Origin of the sequence: Pusillimonas sp., assembly GCF_029263785.1 — a bacterium.
GTDB lineage: Bacteria > Pseudomonadota > Gammaproteobacteria > Burkholderiales > Burkholderiaceae_B > Pusillimonas.
The window spans coordinates 1-21552 of record NZ_JAJUFE010000042.1 but is presented as its reverse complement, the minus strand read 5'-3'; the positions used below and the strand labels follow the sequence as shown (position 1 = coordinate 21552).

Annotated in this window: 14 protein-coding genes and 2 pseudogenes; 6 read left to right on the top strand and 10 right to left on the bottom strand. The window is 58.3% G+C overall.

The annotated features are described in order from the left end of the window. From ligA to smc, 3 genes and pseudogenes are all read right to left on the bottom strand, one after another. Positions 1-726: pseudogene (gene ligA / locus Q1J88_RS10075) on the bottom strand (NAD-dependent DNA ligase LigA); the annotation flags it as partial. Continuing rightward, positions 723-1733 carry a cell division protein ZipA C-terminal FtsZ-binding domain-containing protein gene (locus tag Q1J88_RS10070; protein ID WP_301117526.1) on the bottom strand — a complete coding sequence of 337 codons (1011 nt, stop codon included), beginning with the start codon at positions 1731-1733 and terminating at the stop codon, positions 723-725. The pseudogene ligA and the gene Q1J88_RS10070, both read right to left, overlap by 4 nt. Before the next feature lie 43 nt (positions 1734-1776). Further along, positions 1777-5301 (bottom strand): chromosome segregation protein SMC, encoded by a 3525-nt coding sequence (gene smc / locus Q1J88_RS10065; protein ID WP_301117525.1) that lies wholly within the window; start codon positions 5299-5301, stop codon positions 1777-1779. Between the two features lie 245 nt (positions 5302-5546). On the opposite strand from smc, the gene lplT reads away from it, so the two are divergent. Then, positions 5547-6851, top strand: a complete 1305-nt coding sequence (gene lplT, locus Q1J88_RS10060; protein WP_301117524.1) for a lysophospholipid transporter LplT — start codon at positions 5547-5549, stop codon at positions 6849-6851. Here lplT and Q1J88_RS10055 read toward each other — a convergent pair. Both Q1J88_RS10055 and tsaB read right to left on the bottom strand, forming a co-directional pair. Beyond that, complete coding sequence (locus Q1J88_RS10055; RefSeq protein ID WP_301117523.1) at positions 6843-7688, bottom strand: uracil-DNA glycosylase; 846 nt, start codon at positions 7686-7688, stop codon at positions 6843-6845. The two genes, lplT and Q1J88_RS10055, sit on opposite strands and share 9 nt — an antisense overlap. Continuing rightward, positions 7681-8955 (bottom strand): tRNA (adenosine(37)-N6)-threonylcarbamoyltransferase complex dimerization subunit type 1 TsaB, encoded by a 1275-nt coding sequence (gene tsaB / locus Q1J88_RS10050; RefSeq protein ID WP_301117522.1) that lies wholly within the window; start codon positions 8953-8955, stop codon positions 7681-7683. The genes Q1J88_RS10055 and tsaB overlap by 8 nt, the downstream gene beginning before the upstream one ends. Positions 8956-9126: 171 nt before the next feature. Between tsaB and ompR the strand changes: the two genes are divergently transcribed. The 3 genes from ompR to Q1J88_RS10035 are packed head-to-tail and all read left to right on the top strand — an operon-like array spanning position 9127 to position 11875. Next, positions 9127-9861 (top strand): two-component system response regulator OmpR, encoded by a 735-nt coding sequence (gene ompR / locus Q1J88_RS10045; RefSeq protein ID WP_301117521.1) that lies wholly within the window; start codon positions 9127-9129, stop codon positions 9859-9861. Between the two features lie 46 nt (positions 9862-9907). Then, positions 9908-11275, top strand: coding sequence for an ATP-binding protein (locus Q1J88_RS10040; RefSeq protein ID WP_301117520.1), 1368 nt, complete (start codon positions 9908-9910; stop codon positions 11273-11275). 48 nt (positions 11276-11323) lie between these two features. Beyond that, complete coding sequence (locus Q1J88_RS10035) at positions 11324-11875, top strand: peroxiredoxin (RefSeq protein ID WP_301117518.1); 552 nt, start codon at positions 11324-11326, stop codon at positions 11873-11875. A gap of 33 nt (positions 11876-11908) precedes the next feature. Here the strand turns inward: Q1J88_RS10035 and Q1J88_RS10030 are convergent, their stop codons facing one another. The 4 genes from Q1J88_RS10030 to ispD form a co-directional block, all read right to left on the bottom strand. Then, a complete protein-coding gene (locus Q1J88_RS10030; protein ID WP_301117517.1) occupies positions 11909-13741 on the bottom strand; it encodes an alpha/beta hydrolase in 1833 nt (610 codons plus the stop codon). Beyond that, on the bottom strand, positions 13738-15528 hold the full coding sequence (locus Q1J88_RS10025; protein WP_301117516.1) for an alpha/beta fold hydrolase: 1791 nt from the start codon (positions 15526-15528) through the stop codon (positions 13738-13740). The genes Q1J88_RS10030 and Q1J88_RS10025 overlap by 4 nt, the downstream gene beginning before the upstream one ends. Positions 15529-15653: 125 nt before the next feature. Continuing rightward, positions 15654-16145 (bottom strand): 2-C-methyl-D-erythritol 2,4-cyclodiphosphate synthase, encoded by a 492-nt coding sequence (gene ispF / locus Q1J88_RS10020; protein ID WP_301117515.1) that lies wholly within the window; start codon positions 16143-16145, stop codon positions 15654-15656. Beyond that, on the bottom strand, positions 16142-16885 hold the full coding sequence (gene ispD, locus Q1J88_RS10015; protein ID WP_301117514.1) for a 2-C-methyl-D-erythritol 4-phosphate cytidylyltransferase: 744 nt from the start codon (positions 16883-16885) through the stop codon (positions 16142-16144). The genes ispF and ispD overlap by 4 nt, the downstream gene beginning before the upstream one ends. A gap of 27 nt (positions 16886-16912) precedes the next feature. Here ispD and mfd point away from each other — a divergent pair, with 27 nt between their 5' ends. Next, positions 16913-20437 carry a transcription-repair coupling factor gene (mfd, locus tag Q1J88_RS10010; protein WP_301117513.1) on the top strand — a complete coding sequence of 1175 codons (3525 nt, stop codon included), beginning with the start codon at positions 16913-16915 and terminating at the stop codon, positions 20435-20437. Positions 20438-20499: 62 nt separating this feature from the next. After that, positions 20500-21345, top strand: a pseudogene (gene serB, locus Q1J88_RS10005) (phosphoserine phosphatase SerB). Between the two features lie 60 nt (positions 21346-21405). Here the strand turns inward: serB and Q1J88_RS10000 are convergent. Further along, positions 21406-21552, bottom strand: a 147-nt coding sequence (locus Q1J88_RS10000; RefSeq protein ID WP_301117527.1) for a DUF2818 family protein, incomplete at its 5' end; no start/stop codon positions are given.

The window sequence follows — 21552 nt, the reverse complement described above, 5'->3', positions numbered from 1 at the left end:
GATTTCTCCCCAGCCATAAGCAGAGAAACGCAGTGGACGCCCTGCGGTAATGCGCGGGTCGAGCTGACGCAGGCTACCTGCCGCGGCATTGCGCGGATTGACGAAAATCTTGTCTCCGCGTGCTTGTTGCGTCTGGTTCAGGGTGTCGAAGTCACTTCGATACATGAACACTTCACCGCGTACTTCAAGCACGCCGGGCGCCTGGCCGCGCAGCTTCAGGGGAATGGAACGGAGCGTGCGGATATTGCTGGTGACGTCTTCTCCGACCTGGCCATCGCCTCGTGTGGCAGCCCGAACAAATTTTCCGTCCTCATAGCGCAGGCTGATGGCCAGGCCGTCAAACTTGCACTCGGCCATGTATTCAACCAGGCTGCCATCCCCCAACATGCCGGCCGCGCGCAGGGTATCGGTCACGCGTTTGTCAAAGGCAACGATGTCTTCGGGATCGAAGGCATTTCCCAGTGACAACATGGGCACTGAGTGCCGGACGCTGTCGAAGGCGGCAAGGGGTGCGGCGCCGACGCGTTGCGTGGGGGATTCGGGGGTAATGAGGTCGGGGTGCTGCTGCTCGAGCGCCTGCAAGCGCTTCATGAGCTCGTCGTACTTCGCGTCGGAAATTACGGGAGCATCCAGTACGTAATAACGGTGATTGTGTTCGGCTATCTCTTCACGCAGTTGTTGAAGTTCTTGCTGAATATCTGCCGGAGAATTGCGATCTGCACTCACGAAAAAAGCCTGACAGTCCGTGGTTCGGCGGCAGGAAAGCCCGCGCGCTCAAGATTCTTGTAAAGCTCGTAGATTTTTTCGTCTACAGCATGGTCGGCAGCCTCGTTCACAGCCTGGCCCTGCTCATCGACCAGGGTGGCATCGAGGCGAGTCGCCAGGTCTCGTCCAACACAGGCCATGCGGCTGAATGCGTGGTCGTCAGGCTGGCTTCGCGGCACGTCCAGCATCAGATCAAGACGGTCTACGCCGGCAGAACTGAAATCGGCAGCAGGTACGCCCGCATAAAGCAAGGTAAAGCGCGGCACACCCGACTCTGACATCCACGCGAGCTGATTTCCAAAACTCACGAAGCCCGCATCCTTGACGACCTGGGTAACTTCACCGACAGGCAGTGCCCGTCCAAGCTTGAGCACAAGGACAACCTGAGCATCCAGACTCGCGCAAAGCTCATCAAGCGTGCGGGCACGCTGCAGTACCTGTTCCTGCTCGGGGCCTTCAACAGAGCCTTCGAATCGTTCGGCCAGCTCCTGAGCGGTGGTCCAGAGGTGCGACCACTCGATATCAGTCAGCGCACCACTTCGGTTGGCAAGCAGTACGGCCAGCTGCACTGAGAGATAACTGCTGTTCTCGCGCACGCGCACAGTGTGTCCGCCTTCGTGCTCAACAAGCGCCCTGACGGGCTTTTCGCCCGCCATCTGAATGGGACGCAGGGCCGTCAGCAGGTCGGCACCGGATACCGGATGTGCGAAGACGACATCTATGACAGCCTCGCACATGGCATCTGCCTCGGTAAGCTCGTCAGGGTCAGTATCGGCCACCACACCAATGCCAGGCTCGCGTCTGCCCCCCGGCACGCCTACGTTCCCCATCAACGGATCTTCTTCGGCTTCTGGAAAGTGCTCTTGCATGCGCTGCCTGACGCGCCTGTCCTGCCACCAATTGAAGCACACCAACACCAGAATCAAGATTACGCCCAGCGAAATCAAGCCTATCTGCAAGTCACTCATTGTCCGCCTCGTAGCGTCCGTAAACTGTTATCCACTCAAAACCTCATGCCTCGGCCAATTGCAGGGCCGAGTCGATATCAACTGCGACTATGCGGGAGACACCTTGTTCCTGCATGGTGACACCAACCAGCTGCCGTGCCATTTGCATGGCAATTTTATTGTGAGAAATGAATAAAAACTGGGTCTGGTCGCTCATGCTGGATACCAATGCAGCATAGCGCTCGGTATTCGCATCATCCAGAGGCGCGTCCACCTCATCCAACAGACAGAATGGAGCGGGGTTGAGCTTGAACAGCGCAAACACAAGGGCAATTGCAGTAAGCGCCTTTTCTCCGCCCGAAAGGAGGTGAATGGTGCTGTTGCGCTTACCCGGCGGCTGTGCCATGACCTGCACTCCGGCGTCAAGAATTTCTTCTCCGGTAATGACAAGCCTGGCTTCGCCCCCACCAAAGAGACGCGGAAAAAGTTCGCCGAAATGAGCGTTGACCGTGTCGAACGTTTCTTGAAGAAGTTCGCGAGTTTCCTTATCGATCTTTCGAATCGCGTCTTCGAGCGTATTGATTGCATCGCAAAGGTCTCGATGCTGGGCATCAAGAAACTCACGACGCTCGCGAGCAGTAGCCAGCTCGTCAAGTGCGGCCAGGTTTACAGGGCCCAGGGCCTCGACCTGACGGGAAATTCGCTGCACCTCTGATTGCAGCCACGCGGTGCGACGCCAATCGTCGGGGCGCTCGGCCAGCAACTTGCGCAGTGCATCGCGATCGACTTCATGCGCATCCAGCTGCTCGGAGTACTGCTCGACAGCCAGCCGGGCAGCCTGCTCTTCGAGCTGCAATTGAGTGATGCGCTGGCGTTTGGGGTCGAGCGAACGTTCGTTGGACAACCTTTCTTCGTCGGCCGCACGAAGTTCGGCCGCCAGGTTGTCGAGCTCGATGCGCGCCAGATTGAGGGCTTCTTCACAGCGGGCACGCTCTTCGAGTGCATCCTGCAATCCTGCCTGGGCAGCGGAAGCGTCCAGCTCAAATAATTCACCCTGCAAAGTTTCGAGCTCATCGCGCGCGCGGGCAACCTGATCTTGCGCCAGTTGCAGATTGCGCTGCAGATCACTGATGCGCGCCTGCAACGAGCGCTGGGCGAACTCGGCCTCATGAACGGCAAGTTCGCGGTCACGCAAATGCTGGCGAGCTTGCTCGGCTTCTCGCGCAAGGTCTTCACCCGACATTTCGACATCAGAGTATTTTGTCTGGTGTTCTGCCAGTTCCTGGTCCAGGGCTTCAAACCGGGCCTCGGATTCTTCTCGCGCAGCCTGAAGCTCTTCGGCCTGAACCTCGATTTCGGCCAGCTCTTCCCGAATTCGTGACATGCGTTCGTCAACTTGCCTGGCTTGCTGCTGGAGGCGCGAATGCTCCAGGCGCAGGCTATGGACACGCTGGGTGAGCTCGCCGACACGCGTGCGGGCTGGTGCCATCGACTGGGACACTTGCTGCCACGCCGACTCGGCTTTGGCCACCTTGTCGATAGCTTCGTCCGCCAGCATCTGGCGCGCCTTTACTTCGCGCTGGAGGTTGTCGATTTCGCGTTGGCGCGCCAACAGGCCGGCCTGCTCGGTATCGGGCGCATAGAAGCGCACGCTGTGGCGGTCTACCATGTGTCCGGCCTTTACAACGAACACCCCACCCACGGGCAGGGAGCTGCGCTTGGCCAGGGCAGACTCAACGTTGTCAGCAAGATAAACGTCGCGAAGCCAATCATCAAGCAGGGTGCGCAAGTCGGCATCGCTGATACGCAACAACGACGCCAGGGACTCGAGTTCGACCGGGCCGGCGTGACCAGGGGCGGCGGGCGGCATTTGATAAAACGCCAGCCTTGCCGGAGGCGGATCGGCGGCAAAGGCGCGTGCATGCTCAAGCTGCCGGACCTCCAGGGCAGCCATACGCTCGCGAAGCACAGCCTCGAGAGCAGATTCCCAACCCGGTTCAATTTGCAGCTTTTGCCACAAGCGCCCCAAGGTAGTGAGTTCGTGTTGTTCGAGCCATGGCTGCAACGCGCCCTGCTTCTGAACGTCTTCCTGCAAACGGATCAGCGCCGACAGCCTGGCCTCAAGTCGCGCCAGCTCCTGAGACTCTTCACGCGCCTGAGCGTGCGCCCGCTCGCGTTGTGCATCAAGCTCGGGCAATTGGTCTTCGAGATGAAGCAACTGTCCCTGCGCTTCTTCGAGGTGCTCTTCGAGCATGGCCAGTTCGCCGGCCAGACGCTCAAGGTTGCCAGCATCGGGGGCATCCAGTTCGCGCATTTCGAGTTGCAGCCGCTCGCGCCTTTGCTCAAGCAATGAAAGCTGACGGTCGGCGTCGCGCTGGGCCTGCGCCACCAAAGCGAGATTTTGTTCGACCCGCGCCAGCACGGCGCGAAGCTCGTCCCGCGAGGAACCTGCCGCGCGAACCCGCGCTTCGATTTCCGGCAAGGCGGCTGCGGCGTCCTCGGCAAGCGCGCGACATTCTTCGATTCGGGCCACTGCGGCCTGCAGCTCGTCTTCACTGTGCGCGAGCTGCTCGGTGCAATGGGACTCCTGATCGGCCCATTCCTGGATTTGCTGTTGCAACTGCCCGCGCCTGGCCTGTACCCGATTCCGGGACTCTACAACATGACGGATTTCAGCTTCCAGACGACTGACCTGAGCTCCGGCCTCGAACAAGCGGCCCTGGGCTGCGTGTACGGCATCTGAAGCGGCATAATGAGCCTGGCGACGCGACTCAAGTACAGCCTCGCCGGCGCGCAGGCTCGCAATGGCCGCTTCCAGATCAGTTTGCGCTTGTTCGATGGCAAGAAACTTGGCCTGGCGCTCTTCGCGCGCACTACTTTCTTTCAGCAGCCATAAGGCATGCTGCTTTTGCTCGCCTTCTTCTTGCAAGGCCCGATAGCGCTCGGCAACTTCGGCCTGTGACTCGAGCTTTGCAAGCTGCCCGGTGAGTTCCTGCAAAATATCTTCGACCCGCGTGAGATTTTCGCGCGTGTCGCTCAGGCGGTTCTCAGTCTCGCGGCGCCGCTCTTTGTAGCGCGAAACCCCCGCTGCCTCTTCTAGAAAAATTCGCAGTTCTTCGGGTTTGGCCTCGATGAGGCGGTTGATCATGCCCTGACCGATAATGGCGTAGCCTCGGCTACCCAGGCCCGTTCCCAGAAAAATATCGTGGATATCGCGCCGGCGAACTTGCTGATTATTAATGAAGTAACTGCTGGTGCCGTCACGGGTCAATACGCGGCGAACCGCGATTTCGGCATAACTGCTCCACTGCCCTGCCGCCCTGCCCTCGGAATTGTCAAATACCAGCTCAACGGAGGCGCGCGCCGCGGGTTTTCGATTGCCCGAGCCATTGAAGATAACGTCCTGCATGGATTCGCCACGCAGTTCGGACGCCCTGCTTTCGCCCAACACCCAGCGAACAGCGTCGATAATATTGGATTTGCCGCAACCATTGGGGCCAACAACGCCAACCAGTTGACTGGGCGTGGGTATGACCGTCGGCTCGACGAACGACTTGAAGCCGGCAAGTTTTATTTGAGTCAGGCGCACAATGGATAGACAGAGAGGGTAAGCGGCACAATGCGAAAACGAAGTAAACGCCAAGGGCAACTGGCTTGTATGATACCGCACCGTGGTGCTGTCACAACTGCGATTTTGCCCGATTTAATACTGGCGGTTCCATACAGACCCGAGTATCCCGATGCGCGCCGGACGCTATACTCTCTAACTCTTTTCGCGATTTGTTTCGATATTTGCAGTATCTGTCCACCTCCTTCACTTAACCGGGGCGACGTTTGAAGAAAGGGTTTTACCTTGTAATGGCAGCTCAGGCATTGTCCTCGCTCGCGGACAATGCTCTTCTGATTGCAGCCATCGCGCTCATCGTCGACCTGCAAGGTCCTGACTGGATGGCGCCAATGATGAAATGGTGGTTTGCACTGGCCTATGTCGTGCTTGCCGCCTTTGTGGGCGCCTTTGCAGACTCTTACCCCAAGGGTCGGGTCATGTTCATGACCAATACGGTAAAGATAGCAGGGTGCCTGCTGATGTTCAGTCACCAACTGCTTGGACTGGACGTACAGGGTCAATTGGTACTGGTGTTTGCCGCCTACACACTGGTTGGCATCGGTGCTGCGGCCTACTCACCGGCAAAGTATGGAATTGTCACCGAGATGCTGCCTCCCGACCAGCTCGTCAAGGGCAACAGCTGGATCGAAGGACTCACCGTCCTGTCGATTATTCTGGGTACCGTTCTGGGGGGAGTCCTGGTCAACCCGACGGTTTCCGAAAAACTTCTGGGTCTTTCGTGGATGCCGGGCCAAGTGGCGACCCGGGCCGAAGCCGCCATACTGATCATCGGCATTGTGTACGGTCTGGCGGCCCTATGCAATCTGCTTATTCCCGAGACTGGCGTCAGTTATCCAAAGCAGCAGACCAATCCATTCAAACTGATCGCCGAATTCGGGGGTTACGTACGCATCCTCTGGACAGACAAGCTGGGCCAGATATCGCTCGCCGTTACGACCCTGTTCTGGGGCGCCGGTGCCACCCTGCAATTCATTGTCATCGAGTGGGGTGCCCAACACCTTGGCTATCGTCTCGACCAGGCTTCCATCCTGATGGGCGTGGCCGCCCTGGGAACGGTGTTCGGCTCCATTCTTGCCGGCCGGGTCCCGCTGCGAAAAGCTTTGTCCGTATTGCCTCTGGGCGTGGCCATGGGTTTGGCCGTCCTGCTCATGCCTTGGGTAAACAAAACCTGGGAAGTCTACGGACTGTTATTGCTTGTCGGTGGGCTATCCGGCTTTTTTGTGGTTCCCATGAATGCGTTGCTCCAGCATCGAGGTCATGTCCTGCTTTCTGCCGGACACTCGATTGCCGTACAGAACTTCAACGAGCAACTGAACATTCTGCTGATGCTCGCCGTGTATAGCCTGATGCTCTGGCTCAATATACGCATCGGCGCGATCATTGTGTTTTTCGGCCTGCTGGTTGCCTCGTTGATGTTGCTGTTCATCAACTGGAACCGGCGTAACCACAAGGCTGACCCCGACCTGCACAAACAGATCGGTCAGCACGGGCACGGCCAGGCATTACGCTGACCACGATTTGCCCAGGTCGCGAGCCAGATTCAAGTCTCGCCAGCTGGCGCCCTTATGGCGCGGGCGAGACAGCAGAGACGCCGGGTGGTACGTGACAACCACCGGAAAAGTGCCCACACCAGTCAGGGTAAAACTTTGAACCTTGCCGCGAAGCGCTTCGAAACCAGGATTTTTTTGTGTTTCGGTTGCCAGCAGGGTCTGGGCTGCCAGTCGACCCAGGGCGAGAATTCCGCGCGGCTTCAACAAGGCGATCTGACTGTGCAGATGCGGTAAACACGAAGCAATTTCCTGCGCAGTCGGCAATCGGTTGCTTCGCGGCCGACATTTGACGAGGTTGGTGTAGAAGATCGCTTCGGAAGGATCAATGCCCGCCGCATGCAACATTCCCTGCAGCAACTCACCGGCCTTGCCCTGGAATGGCTGGCCCAATCTGTCGTCGCGCTCGCCCGGAGCCTCGCCGACCACCAGCCACTGAACGTTTTCGAGGGCACCCGAGCCCGCCACGGCACGCTGGCGACCGGCGTACAGCTCGCACGCCTCGCAAGCCTGGATGCGTGCTTCGAGCGAGGCCCAGTCTGTTGGCGACTCGACCGCCGCTGGTGGCTTCACCGGCACCGGTTGCGTTTTTTGGTGAGGTTCGGCGGCAGGCACCGGCCGCCTGAGCAAACTGGTTGGTTCCACCGACGGCTGAACGGCAACTGCGCGCTCGCTCGGGGGTGCCGGCCGGGGCTTCTGAATATCAAACCTGGCCAATAGTGGCTTCTCTACCCCCAGCTCAAGCAGCCACAAGCGTTGTGCACTGCTGATTCGAGGCGCACGGGGGCCCTGGTCAACCACGGTTTGCCTCGCCTGCAATCAGCTTTTTCTCCATGACCAAGGCGTCTTCACGAGTATTGCGCTCGGCAGGATAGTAGTCTTTTCGAACACCAATCTGCGAAAAACCGCGATTACGATAAAACGACAAGGCCCGGGCATTGGAGGGTCGTACCTCCAGAATCATCGCCGGCAAACCACGTGCCAATGCCTGACCTTCGCAATGACGCAATAAACCGTGGCCTACGCCGCTACGCTGGGCGTCAGGCCTTACGGCAATAAGCAGCAGATGAGCAACATCGGGCGCGAACATCATCAAGGCGAAGCCCAGGATACGTCCGTCGAGACACGCCACCCATCCTCCATAGCCGGCTTGCAGGGCATCGCGAAAATTGCCGGTCGTCCATGGAAAGGCCTGTACCCCGCTTTCAATTGCAGCAGCCTCCGGGATGTCCGCCTCGGTCATGCTTCGTATGGTGAGTGCTTGACGGGCGCGAGGATTACCGCCCATGCCCTGTTCACGCTCTGCCACGGTATAGGCAACCTTGTCCCGGACATATAAGGGCGCTGCCTGATGCGGCGCTAAGGTTCGGCCTGCCAGAAATGCTGGCCAGGCGAGTCGCGCAACCGCTTCGGCCGACGCCCGCCACGGCCCGCCCCGATGTATGACCAGATCGTCGCCATGACGCTGGGTCGCAGCTGCGAGCGGCTCCTCTCCCAGGACCAGTGGGTAGGCATCCAATGCATCGCCCAGCAACTTGATGGCCGGGGCATTGCCGTGAGTCCAGTGACGTGCCTGATCAATAGCCCACGGTACAAGATCGTTGATATCCAGCAACACCGGATCATGCAGCGTATGCCAGCCTGAGGGGTGTTCGGCGGCCTTGCCATACACTGCGGCATACACCTCGGACATTCGGGCATCCTGGGCGACCACACGCAACGGCTCGTCTCCACTTTCGCGCAGCGCGGCCGCATGCAGTGACACCACCGGAATAACTGGAAGATCCAGCGCAAACGCGATTCCTTGAGCGACCCCGCAGGCCACGCGCAACCCCGTGAACCCGCCGGGTCCTTGACCAAAGGCGACAGCATCCAGATCGGTGCGACGCAAGCCAGCCGCGTCAAGCAGTTCGTCAACCATGGGAAGCAGGCGTTCGGCGTGCTCGCCGGTGGCGTCATGTGAAAGGGAACGCAGATCCATCTCGCTGCCGCTGGCTGACAACAAGGCTACATCGCACACGCTGGATGAAGTTTCCAGTGCAAGAAGATGGTGTCGGCCGGTGCTCATGCCCCTCCAGAAAGTACACGTTGCCCCAAATAGTTGCCGACCATTTTAAGACCAATGGTGCTAAGCTATGCAGGTTGTATTAGATGGGTCTGATTCTACCAAACGCTTAATATGTAATTTCTTGCTACAAGCCCCTTTTCGGCTTCATCCCAGCCTGTTACATTTTCGACCATGAATACACAAAACCAATCCCTCGTTCGAAAAATCCTCGTTGTCGACGACGATCCTCGTCTTCGAGATCTGTTGCGGCGCTATCTCTCGGAACAAGGCTTCAATGTTTTCGTGGCCGAAGACGGCAAAGAGATGAGCAAGCTCTGGCAGCGCGAGCACTTCGATTTGCTCGTGCTCGACCTCATGCTTCCCGGCGAGGATGGGCTGTCCATCTGCCGTCGTCTGCGCGGCGGGCACGACAACACACCCATCATCATGTTGACAGCCAAGGCCGAAGAAATCGACCGCATCGTGGGCCTTGAAATGGGCGCCGACGACTACCTGTCCAAGCCATTCAACCCGCGAGAACTACTGGCCAGGGTCAACGCCATCCTGCGCCGCCGGGGCACCGAAGAGCATCCCGGCGCACCCAGCCAAGAAAACGAATCCATCGAATTCGGTCCTTACGTACTCAATCTGTCCACCCGCACCCTTACCCGCAATAACGAGCCGGTGCCCATCACTACCGGCGAGTTCTCGGTACTCAAGGTCTTCGCACGTCACCCCAAGATCCCGCTGTCCCGTGACAAGCTCATGGAGCTTGCCCGAGGCCGCGAATACGAAGCCTTCGATCGAAGTCTCGACGTTCAGATCTCGCGCCTGCGCAAGCTCATCGAGCCCAATCCCTCCAAGCCTGTGTTTATCCAGACGGTCTGGGGCCTGGGCTACGTGTTCGTCCCCGACGGCGGGCGGTAACGTCCCCCCGGCGGGGCGTTGTCGGTAGTTTTTGGCTTTTGCCTGCATGCCACGCCTTTCCAGACAGTTCAAAAAAGTCACGTCCAGGCTCCGCCTGGGCTTGTTCAGCCGCTCGTTCCTGCTGCTGGCTGCCCTGATGCTGGTCAGTCTGGGGGCATGGCTACAGGTCTTCTTCAGCATGGAAGAAGGCCCACGAGCCACCCAGATGGCACAGCGGGCCGCAACCTCGGTAAGTATCACCCGTTCGGCACTGGTCTATGCGCCCACGCCCGTACGGCCGGCCCTGCTGCTCGACCTTGCCACAAAGGAAAGCCTGCGCATCCAGCCTCGTGAAGACACCGACCAGCTGGAACCCCTTCCCAATTCCAATTACTGGAATCATGTCGCCTCGGAAATCAAGAAAAGACTGGGGGCCGGTACACAGGTAATGTGGTCAGTCAACCAGATACCTGGGGTTTGGGTCAGCTTTGAAATCAACCGCGACCAGTACTGGCTGGTGTTTGATCGTGAACAACTGGGTCTTACTGCCGGCATCGAGTGGTTCGGCTGGGGCGTGACTGCCCTTCTGCTGGCACTGATTGGCTCGGCCATCAGCGTGCGATTCGTCAACCGGCCCCTTGCCCAGCTAGCCAAGGTGGCCCAGCAGCTGGCCCGAGGCGAGACACCCTCTCCGTTGCCCGAAAAGGGACCGCTCGAAATCCGCGAAATGAACATAGCCTTCAACCGGATGGCGCGAGATCTTCGACAGGCCGAAGCCGATCGCGAAATCATGCTGGCCGGCATCTCGCACGACCTGCGTACGCCGCTTGCGCGGATGCGACTCGAAATCGAAATGAGCTCGGTCAGCGACGAAACACGCCAGGCCATCGATGAAGACCTGGCCCAGATCGACCACAGCATCGGGCAATTGATGGAATATGCGCGCCCCGCGGGCGTGGTTCCCAGCAAGGGCATCAACATTTCCAACGTCCTGAACGATCTGTTTGACCGTGAGCGCACTCACACCGAATCCCTGGGCGGTCATCTTTCGGCGTCCATCCAGCCCGACCTTTACGCCAAGATCGCCGCACATGATCTTAAACGGGTGGTCAGCAACCTGATCGAGAACGCACGCCGCTACGGTCGATCTCAAGCCGATGATCGCGCCTATATCCAGCTGCTGGCGCGTCAGGAAGGCAGCACAGTGGCCATCGAGGTTACCGACCAAGGTGCAGGAATACCGGAAGCCGATATCGAGCGGTTGCTGCGGCCGTTTTCGCGGGGGGAATCTGCGCGCACCGGCGTATCGGGCGCGGGTCTCGGGCTCTCTATCGTCGAGCGCCTGCTGGGGCAAGTGGGCGGGCAACTCAAGCTTTTGCGGCGGCCGTCGGGCGGGCTTATTGCGCGTATCGAATTGCCACGTGCCAGAGGCTGAGACCCTTCAGGCATAATTTGCTTATTGCAAATGTGCACAGGAGAAAAGATGAAAACCGTTGGCGACAAACTTGAGCCGTTCAAGGTTACGGGCGTCAAGCCAGGCTTCAATTTGCCCGAGGAAAACGGCGTCTCCGCCTTCGAAGACATCACAGAAAGCTCGTTCCCGGGAAAATGGAAGGTCCTTTACTTCTACCCAAAAGACTTCACCTATGTGTGTCCTACCGAAATCATAGGCTTTAACCAGCTTGTCGATCAGTTCGAGCAGCACGACGCAGTACTGCTGGGTGGCTCAGTCGACAATGAATACGTGAAGCTTGCCTGGCGGCGCACCGACCCCGAACTCGACAAACTTGGCCACTATCAGTTTGCCGACATGACAGGCTCGCTTATCGACCAGCTTGGAATACGTCGCAAATCCGAAGGGGTGGCGCTGCGCGCCACATTCATCGTTGATCCGGACAACATCATCCAGCATGTGTCGGTCAACAACTTTAACGTGGGGCGCAATCCCGAAGAGGTATTGCGTATTCTTGATGGGTTGCAGGCAGAAGGCCTGTGTGCCTGCAACCGCCAGATTGGTGGGGCCACCCTGCTTTGACGCGTGATGACCTCACCCTGTTTCACAGCACACTTACCGACGTGTAGCCTTACGAAGACGCTCAAGCAATTCTTCTGCCAGTTCGGGATCCTCGAAGGGGGACGCAGGTTCCTCGCGAGCTGCACTGACTGCAACGTCTGAATTATCGCGTGGCGCAGCAGGGTCGTCAGGAAGCCCCTTGCCCACGCACTCGATACGGCGTTGTGCTGGCGCCTTGCCCAACAGGTAATCAGCTACCGGAAGATCAACGCAACGTGTCTGGTACAAGAAGAGTCCGTGACCGCCTTCGTTACTGACATACACCATATGTGCGGCAGGAAGCTGTTCGAATGTTTCCATCGCGCCTGCCAGCGGTGTGGGAACATCGTATTGGCTTTGCACCAGCAGCAACGAAGCATCCTTGAGGCTGTCTATTGACGGCTTGCGGATGTCCGTTCGGTAATCCCAATATATGCAAGCCTGAGCCGATAAGCTGTTGTCGACTACCGGCGCCTGTCGAGCAAGCTCGAACCCCTTGTTTATCCAGAATTCCTGATTCTTGTTAGGTAACGGTTCGTCGTTGCATTGCACCGCCCGATACACGGCATCTTCATTATCCAGATACACTGACTCGGGCCGGCTGTAAAAATCACGTTGATTGCGCATCTTCAGGTGCGCGATCATCACCCTCACCTTCTCCACAAATGCCTTGGCGAAGTCCGGGTCCGAGATGTCCGGCGCCGCAGTAAGAGTAAGTATCTGCTCGATTTCATCCGGCGAATTCACATCGTACAGCTTCTCGATTTCGACAGCAGCCTTCAGCGCACCAACATAGCCCTCAATAGCGTCGCGGTCGGCCCGGAACGGTGCCGACGAGCTCAGCATCGCCTGATTGACTTCACGGCGGACATTCTCAAGATCGCTGATGATGTCGTCGACATTGTCACCCATATGAAATACATCATCCCGTCGCGCGATATAGGGAACGACGTACTCGCGGAACGAATGAATCACGCCCGTATCGTAGGTAATATCTGCGTCCGGCAGGGAGGCAGTGAAGTTTACATTGCTGTCGAGCACCATCGGGCCAACACGCTCGGGGAACAGGCCCGCATACCAGAAACCCAGCCATGTGCCATACGATGTGCCGAAATAATGCAGCTTTTCGTCGCCAAGAAGATGACGCATGAGATCCATGTCCCGTGCCGTGGCGTCGGTATTGATGTAATCGATGATCGGATTCTTCTGACAGCTGCTCGCGCTGTAACGTGCCCTGTCATTGATGCGTTGAATATTTTGGGCAGTGTCTCCCCAGCGGGTATCGTCTATTGGGTATACCAGCTCGTTTCCATAACATTCGATAGTAGTGCTGGCCCCGACGCCGCGCGGCGAAAATCCGACGAAGTTGTAAGCGTCGCCAAGCTCTTTGTACTTGCGACCCAATGTGGAATCCGTATTGCCCAAAGAGAGCAGACGCGAAAACCCCAGGGATTCTTCCAGCCCGTCACCACCCGGGCCACCCGGGTTAAAGAACAGGTTCGGCTTGCTGTCTGCGTCTTGCGGTGCCTTGACCCGCATGATGGACACCACAATTTCCTGGGCGTCTGGGGCGTTGTAATCAAGCGGTACCCGGATGTCCGCACACTGCGCCCGATCACCGAGCTGTCTCAGGTACGGAGTATCAGGGTTGTCGTCGCTGAAGTATTTCAGGCAAGAACCCCAATTGATGGTCTGATTCTTGTAGCCGGCCAGCGGGTCGGGCGGAGCATTGTCACCTGAACTGCTGCCACCGCCACAGGCGGCAACCAACAACGCCACCGCAAAAGGCACCAGATTTCGAGACACGCGGTGTTTGGACTTGAAAAGCGTGACAGTCAGCCTTTTCATAGCGCAACAGCCTCTCTGAGTTGATTGAGAAGTTCTTGAGCCTGCGCCGGATCTGTAAAGGGCGACGCAGGTTTATGATCCTTGGCGGCCACGCTTACGGGTTTGTCGCCAGACGGCACAGACTCGTCAAGCGGCAAGGGGTTGCCTTCGCATATCGTTTTGCGTTGAGCGGGATGGCTTCCCAACAGAAAGTTCATTACCGTCAGATCGACGCATTCAGTCTGGTGCACCATCACGCCGTGGGTGCCCTCGCCCCAGATGTACACCATGGCCGCGGCCGGCAATAAATCAAAAGTCTGCATGGCCCCTTGTACAGGTGTGGGCACGTCGTACTGGGTCTGTACCATCAGGACTTTGGAGTCGTGCAGATCGGCCATGGTGGGCTTCTGGACGTCTTGCTTGCGCTGCCAATATAGACACGGCTGCGATGCGAGCCTGTTATCGAGGACAGGTGCTGCCCGCGCCATTTCAAAGGCCTTGTCCACCCAATACTGAAGGGGATAGTTCAGCATGGGTTCGTCGTTGCAGACCACCATCTGCCATACGGCAGCAACAGGCGGCAACGAAAATGGCTCGCTGCGGGTATCGTAATCGGGAGAGTCATAGTCACGAAGCCGGTCGATCAGCTGGGCAGCCTGCTTTTTGTATGCTTGCTCAAACTTGCTGTCGCTCATTGGAGGCTCATTGTCGAATTCCAACTCCACCTGATCCAGGGTGAGTCCTTGCTCAAGCAGCTCGTTTGCCTTGAGCGCAGCCTTGATGGTTCCTACGTAGTCGGGAACGACAGCGACTTCGACCCGGAAATTCTGGCCAATATCGAGCATGGCCTGACTGACGTCCGCACGCAGGTTACTCAGGTTTTGGTCTATTAGGTCTGCGTCTGTACCAAGTCCAAAAACGGCATGATGCCGAGCGATATAAGGAAGCATCAGGCCCGTGTAGGCCTGCGCCTGTCCCATTTGGTACGACACAGAAGCCTCGTGGAAGGACTTGGAGAAATTGAGGTTGCTGTCCAGAATCATGGGACCAACCTTATCGGGGAACACGCCGGCGTACCAGAGCCCCAGCCAGGTTCCGTACGAAGTACCGTGATAGTGCAGCTTTTCATCACCCAAAAGGTGCCGCATCAGATCCATATCTCGTGCCGTCGCATCGGTATGAATATGGGGCATCAGCGGGTTCTTGGCGCAATTGCTGGCCGTGTAGCGGGCTCGGTCGTCCAGCCTCCTGAGGTTCTCGGCGTCGTCACCGTGTTTGGTGCCGTCCACCTCGTACATCAGTTCGTTACCACTGCATGACGCCACCGTACTGGCTCCCACGCCGCGCGGTGAAAATCCGACAAAATTATAGGCATCAGCGACTTCTCGATACTTGCGGCCCAGCGCGGATTCCGGGTTCCCCTGGGAGAGCAGGCTATGGAACACCAGCGAGTATTTTTGGCCATCGCCTCCTGGACCACCAGGGTTGAAGAACAAGTTGGGCTTGGTATCGGCAGATTCCGGCGCCTCGACTCGCAACATGGACAACGTTATTTTCAGCCCGTCGGGCTTGGAATAATCGAGAGGAGCCATGATGTCGGCGCACTTGACCCGGTCGCCCAGCTTGGCAATCAGAGCAGACCCTCTATCATCGCCTGAGAAGTATTGATTGCAACTGCCCCAGTTGACTGGCTGGTTTTTGAATTCAGCCAGCGGATCGGGCGCGGAATCGTTACCTCCACCACCTCCGCCGCAGCCCGCCACAAGCACCGCAGCAACGCACGATAGCAAAACTCCACAGGTTCTCATCGCCCTATCCCTAAACGTACAAATTTGTAACCAAAAAAGTACAAAAATAACCTTGAATCATACAGTGGGAATACTGTTTAGGTAATAGGTTTTTTCGATAGATCAGGAGCCGGGTCGGTAAACAATCAATCGCCGCGTCGCGCAACCAGGGCCACCACAGTCGCTGCAATGCCTTCTTTGCGACCGAGATATCCCAAGCCTTCGTTCGTTTTTGCCTTGATATTGACGTCTGCGACGTCCAGCATCAGATCCGACGCAATATTGGCGGCCATTGCGGCCGCGTGTGGGCCAATTTTGGGGGCTTGGGCGTGTACCGTCGCATCAATGTTGACGGCCTGCCATCCAGCAGCCAGAACCTTGGCATAGGCAACGCGCAGCAAGCGCCGGCTGTCTGCTCCCTTGTAAGCAGGGTCGGTGTCCGGAAAGTGCCGGCCAATGTCTCCGAGGCCCGCTGCGCCCAACAAGGCGTCCGTAAGGGCATGCAGCAGCACGTCGGCATCCGAGTGTCCTGCAAGGCCTTGTGTATGTGGAATTGTGACCCCACCTATGATCAACGGGCGTTCATCAACCAGAGCATGAACATCAAACCCCTGACCCACTCGAAAAGGCAAACTCATAGCCATCGTTCCATCAACTCAAAATCTTCGGGCCAGGTCACCTTGAAGTTCCGTATGGAGCCGGGTATGAGTCTCGGCTTGATGCCTATTGCTTCCATGGCGGATGCTTCATCCGTTAGCGTCCAACCCGCCCGGTCGGCCAGCTCCAGGGCCTGCAACAGCTTTTGGGCCGGAAACATCTGCGGAGTCTGGGCCGCCCATAATCCCTCTCGGTCGACTGTGGCCTGTACGACTAACCCCTCTTCGCCTGATGAGGCTCCGGTCAACACACAGTCCACCTGCTCACGACCCGCCGCGCGCTTCAGGGTGTCTGCCACCGGCAACGCAAGCAGGCCACCTGCGCCATGGGCGAAACAGGTATCTATCAACCGGGAAAGTGCTCCCGCCGGCAGTCCCGGCCTGGCAGCGTCGTGTACCAATGCCCAGTCATTCGGCCCGGGAACGAGTTCGCGCAGCGCGCCCATTACCGTCTCCGAACGGGTAGATCCACCACAGGAACGGATACTTACTCGGGGCAGACCTTCCAGCGCAGCGTGGGCGGCGGAGTCGCCGGGCGCCACCGCCACAAGAATTCGTTCGATGCGCTCGTCGGACAGCAAGGCGCGTACAGCATGACGCAGCATGGGCTCGCCCCGCAGTTGGCGATACTGCTTGGGCTGTGGAGGCTGCTCTGGCCCCAACTGCTGCGCGCGCTGACCCACTCCGGCGGCCGGCACGATGGCAATCAATTTATCTGGCATCCAAAGATTTTATAATGAGTCTCAGAAATGGCCACAGATACTCACTCCCCCTCCTTGCTTTCCTCGACAACCCCCTTGCTCAAGGCGCTCAAACCGGGTCGGCGTCATGCTTCGCCGACTCCGCCCGGCTCGGGCGATGCGTGGCTGCTTGCCGATCTGGCGCGCCAGGCCGCCAAGCCTATCGTCGTGTTGTGTGCCGACCCGCTCACCGCACAACGCCTGTCCGAAGAGATTCGGCTGTTCGCACCGCAATTGCGGATTCGACAGCTACCAGATTGGGAAACACTGCCTTATGACAGTTTCTCACCGCACCACGACCTGATCTCGGAACGACTTCAGACCCTGAACGCGCTATTGCACGAAACGGTCGATATCCTGACAGTGCCGGTCACGACCGCTTTATATCGCCTGGCACCGCCGGCATTTCTGGCCGCGTACACGTTCTCGTTTCGCCAGGGCGACAAGCTGGATGAAGAGGCTTTGCGCCGTCAGCTTACCCTGGCCAACTACTCACACGTCACGCAGGTGACGGCTCCTGGTGAGTTCTGTATTCGCGGGGGCTTGATAGACCTGTTCCCGATGGGCTCGGTACTGCCCTATCGCATTGACCTGTTCGACGACGAGATCGAATCCATACGCAGTTTCGACGTAGACAGCCAACGCAGCCTGTACCCCGTCAAGGAAGTGCAACTGCTGCCTGGCCGCGAGTTTCCGATGGATGAAGAAGCCCGCAACCGCTTTCGCGCGCGTTTTCGGGAACACATCGAAGGAGACCCTTCGCGCGCCGTACCCTATAAGGACATCGGCAATGGCATCGCGTTCGCAGGAGTGGAATATTACCTTCCCCTGTTCTTCGATGAAACCGCCACCCTGTTCGACTATCTGCCGGCTGATACGCTGACCGTCACGATCGGTGATGTCGACGAGTCCATTCGCCGCTTCGCGCAAGACACCCATAGCCGCTATCAGTTCTTGAAAAGCGACCGTGAGCGCCCTGTCCTGCCACCGCACATGCTTTTCCTGGATGCGGAAGCCCTGTTCCTGCATCTGAAGGCGTTCGCACGCCTGGCGCTCACCTCCGAAGGCTCCCACCCTGAATTCGCGCCCGTACCTGACGTTGCGGTGGCACGCCGTGCCGACAACCCCCTTGCCAAGCTGCAGGCTGCGCTGCACCAGAGCGGAACACGCATGGCCCTTTGTGCGGATTCGCCAGGGCGCCGCGAAACCCTGGTGCAGATGCTGGCCGAACATGGAATCCGGCCCGATGCCGGCGCCGACACGCTTCAGGAGTTTCTGGAACAGGACAACCATTTCAGTGTGGTCATTGCGCCATTGGCCGGCGGCTTTCAACTGCCCGAAAGCCGCCTGACACTCCTGACCGAGAACGACCTGTATCCGAATCAGGCCCATGCTGTACGACGCCGCCGCCGCGCGCAAGAGCGGGCCAGCGACGTCGAGGCGATGGTCCGGGATCTGTCGGAACTGCGGGAGGGTGACCCGGTCGTTCACGCTCAGCACGGCATAGGTCGCTACCAGGGTCTGGTCGACATGGATCTGGGCGACGGCAAGATGGAATTCCTGCATCTCGAGTACGCTAACGGAAGCACCCTGTATGTGCCCGTCTCTCAGTTGCATGTCATTGCCCGGTACAGTGGCGCCGATCCGGAAACGGCGCCCTTGCATCAGCTAGGCTCCGGACAATGGGACAAGGCAAGGCGAAAGGCAGCCCGACAAGTGCGGGACGCCGCGGCAGAGCTTCTGGCGCTTTACGCCTTGCGCGCTGCTCGTGAAGGGCACGCCTTCAAGCTTCCGCTGAGTGATTACGAGGCTTTTGCCGAGGGCTTCGGCTTCGAAGAAACTCCGGATCAGGCCGCAGCCATTGAAGCGGTCATCGCAGACATGACATCGGGCAAACCGATGGATCGCCTGGTCTGCGGAGACGTAGGCTTCGGAAAGACAGAAGTCGCCCTGCGTGCTGCCTTCCTGGCCGTAGCCAACAACATGCAAGTGGCATTGTTGTGCCCCACTACGCTTCTGGCCGAACAACACGCCCAGACGTTTGCCGATCGTTTTGCAGACTGGCCTGTCAAGGTCGTGGAACTGTCGCGCTTCCGCTCCAGCAAGGAAGTCAACGCCGCCGTAGCGGGACTCAAGGACGGCACGGTCGACATCGTGATCGGCACACACAAGATTCTGTCGAAAGAGGTCTCCTTCAAGCGATTGGGGCTCGTCATCATCGACGAAGAACATCGTTTTGGTGTGCGCCAGAAAGAGGCTTTGAAAGCGTTGCGTGCAGAGGTAGATGTGCTGACCCTCACGGCTACCCCTATTCCCCGCACACTGGGCATGTCGCTTGAAGGAATACGCGACTTTTCGGTTATTGCCACTGCACCGCAAAAGCGTCTGGCCATCAAGACATTCGTGCGCCGAGAGGACAACGGCACCATCCGCGAAGCCCTGCTGCGCGAACTCAAGCGCGGCGGGCAGGTGTATTTCCTGCACAACGAGGTTGAAACCATACACAACCGCCGCGCCCGACTCGAAGAGCTGGTACCCGAAGCCAGGATCGCAGTTGCCCATGGCCAGATGCCCGAACGCGAGCTCGAAGAAGTCATGAAGGGTTTTTATCAGCAGCGCTATAACGTCCTGCTGTGTACGACCATCATTGAAACCGGCATTGACGTCCCAACGGCCAACACCATTGTGATCCACCGCGCGGATCGGCTGGGATTGGCCCAGTTGCACCAATTGCGTGGTCGGGTGGGACGATCGCACCATCAGGCTTACGCCTACCTGCTCACTCCGGGAGAGGACGCGATTACCAATAACGCCAAGAAACGACTCGAGGCGATTCAGGCCATGGAAGACCTGGGCGCGGGTTTCTATCTGGCCATGCACGACCTCGAAATACGTGGAACCGGCGAGGTATTGGGCGAATCACAATCCGGAAACATCCATGAGATCGGATTCTCGATGTACTCCGAAATGCTCAACACGGCAGTACGCGCCTTGAAAGCCGGCGAAGAACCGGACCTGGAAACGCCGTTCGCTACAAGTTGCGAAGTGAACCTCCACGCCTCGGCGCTGTTGCCACCCGATTATTGCCCGGACGTCCATGCGCGCCTCAGCCTGTACAAGAAGCTGTCCCACGCGCGTAACGAAGACGATCTGATCCTGATACAGGAAGAATTGATCGACCGATACGGCAAACTGCCCCAGGCGGCCCAAACGCTGCTGGCAACGCATCGCCTGCGAATTCTTGCCGAGCCTCTTGGAGTCAGCAAAATAGACGCCGGCGAGAGCCAGGCCATGATACAGTTCACCGCCAAGCCGAACATCGATCCCATGCGCATCATCCAGCTTGTGCAGACCCGACGCGATGTCAAACTCGCAGGTCAGGACAGGATCAAGATAGACCTTGACCCCACAGGACGAGTCCACAAGGAAAAAGGCGCTGCAAAGATACCTGGTGACGAACACGAGACAGCTGCCGGCGCCCCGGTTTCCGCCCGTATTGACGCAGTTCGTGCCGTCCTGAGGGCCCTCGCCTGACACACATCACACTCCGGTGCCTTGGGGCATCTGGAACCACATACATTTCATATCACTTCACCATGAGCCAACTCATTCTTCAGTCCCCAAGCCTGCTCTCTGAAAACGTAGAGCGTATTGCTGCCCTGGCATGCTCGCAGGGGGTGCGCAGCCTGGGTAATACGGCGGCGCATTTGCTTGACGTCGACTCCAGCGCAAGTGCTGAAGTCGCTCGCTAATGCGAACGACTGCAGATCGACTACGCGTTCATAGATGAGCTGCGCAGCCTGAGTGATTGCAAGATTCTGGCCATGGACATGGACTCCACTCTCATCAACATCGAATGCATCGATGAAATTGCCGACATGGTAGGCAAAAAGGCCGAAGTATCGGCCATTACCGAGGCTGCGATGCGGGGCGAAATCACCGATTTCTCCGAGAGTCTGCGTCGCCGGGTTGCCCTGCTGAAAGGCGTTGCGGCCAGTGACCTGGACCGGGTCTATGAAGAACGCTTACGTCTTAACCCCGGAGCCGAACGCCTGATCGAAAGCGCTCATGCGGCCGGCCTGCACACCCTGCTGGTATCGGGCGGATTCACCTTGTTCACTCACCGGTTGCAAAAACGGCTTGGCCTGCATGAAACGCACGCCAACGTGCTGGAAATTGAAAACGGCGTCCTTACCGGAAACGTATTGGGTCCGATTGTGGATGCCCAAGGCAAGGCGGACCACCTGAGTGCCCTGGCAGCGCGGCTGGGCGCCCGCAAGGATCAGATCATCGCCATGGGCGACGGTGCCAACGACCTGAAAATGCTTGCCCTGGCCGGCTATTCAGTGGCGTATCGTGCCAAGCCGGTTGTACGCGAGCAGACACGATTCGCCATCAATTTCAGCGGCCTGGATGCTGTCCTGAACTGGTTCAAGTCGTAATTTTTCCACGCCGGTCCGCCGTGGTCGGCACGTAGCCCGGCATTCCGAAAGCTCGATTATTTACTGGGCCGTTTTGCGGCGTCGGCCATGCTGGCGTCGCAGCAAATATCGCAAGACGAATCCAGGATAAGCCAGCACCAGATACAAGCTGAGCGTAATGGCGTAGAACTCCCAGCCCTGCTCAAAAGGGTTTCCGATATTGGTCTC

Excerpts from the sequence above, each read along its gene's own strand:
- Q1J88_RS10070 (WP_301117526.1), bottom strand. The coding sequence starts at position 1,733 with ATGAGTGACTTGCAGATAGGCTTGATTTCGCTGGGCGTAATCTTGATT.
- tsaB (WP_301117522.1), bottom strand. The coding sequence starts at position 8,955 with ATGAGCACCGGCCGACACCATCTTCTTGCACTGGAAACTTCATCCAGC.
- ompR (WP_301117521.1), top strand. The coding sequence starts at position 9,127 with ATGAATACACAAAACCAATCCCTCGTTCGAAAAATCCTCGTTGTCGAC.
- Q1J88_RS10040 (WP_301117520.1), top strand. The coding sequence starts at position 9,908 with ATGCCACGCCTTTCCAGACAGTTCAAAAAAGTCACGTCCAGGCTCCGC.
- Q1J88_RS10035 (WP_301117518.1), top strand. The coding sequence starts at position 11,324 with ATGAAAACCGTTGGCGACAAACTTGAGCCGTTCAAGGTTACGGGCGTC.
- Q1J88_RS10030 (WP_301117517.1), bottom strand. The coding sequence starts at position 13,741 with ATGAAAAGGCTGACTGTCACGCTTTTCAAGTCCAAACACCGCGTGTCT.
- Q1J88_RS10025 (WP_301117516.1), bottom strand. The coding sequence starts at position 15,528 with ATGAGAACCTGTGGAGTTTTGCTATCGTGCGTTGCTGCGGTGCTTGTG.
- ispF (WP_301117515.1), bottom strand. The coding sequence starts at position 16,145 with ATGAGTTTGCCTTTTCGAGTGGGTCAGGGGTTTGATGTTCATGCTCTG.
- ispD (WP_301117514.1), bottom strand. The coding sequence starts at position 16,885 with ATGCCAGATAAATTGATTGCCATCGTGCCGGCCGCCGGAGTGGGTCAG.
- mfd (WP_301117513.1), top strand. The coding sequence starts at position 16,913 with ATGGCCACAGATACTCACTCCCCCTCCTTGCTTTCCTCGACAACCCCC.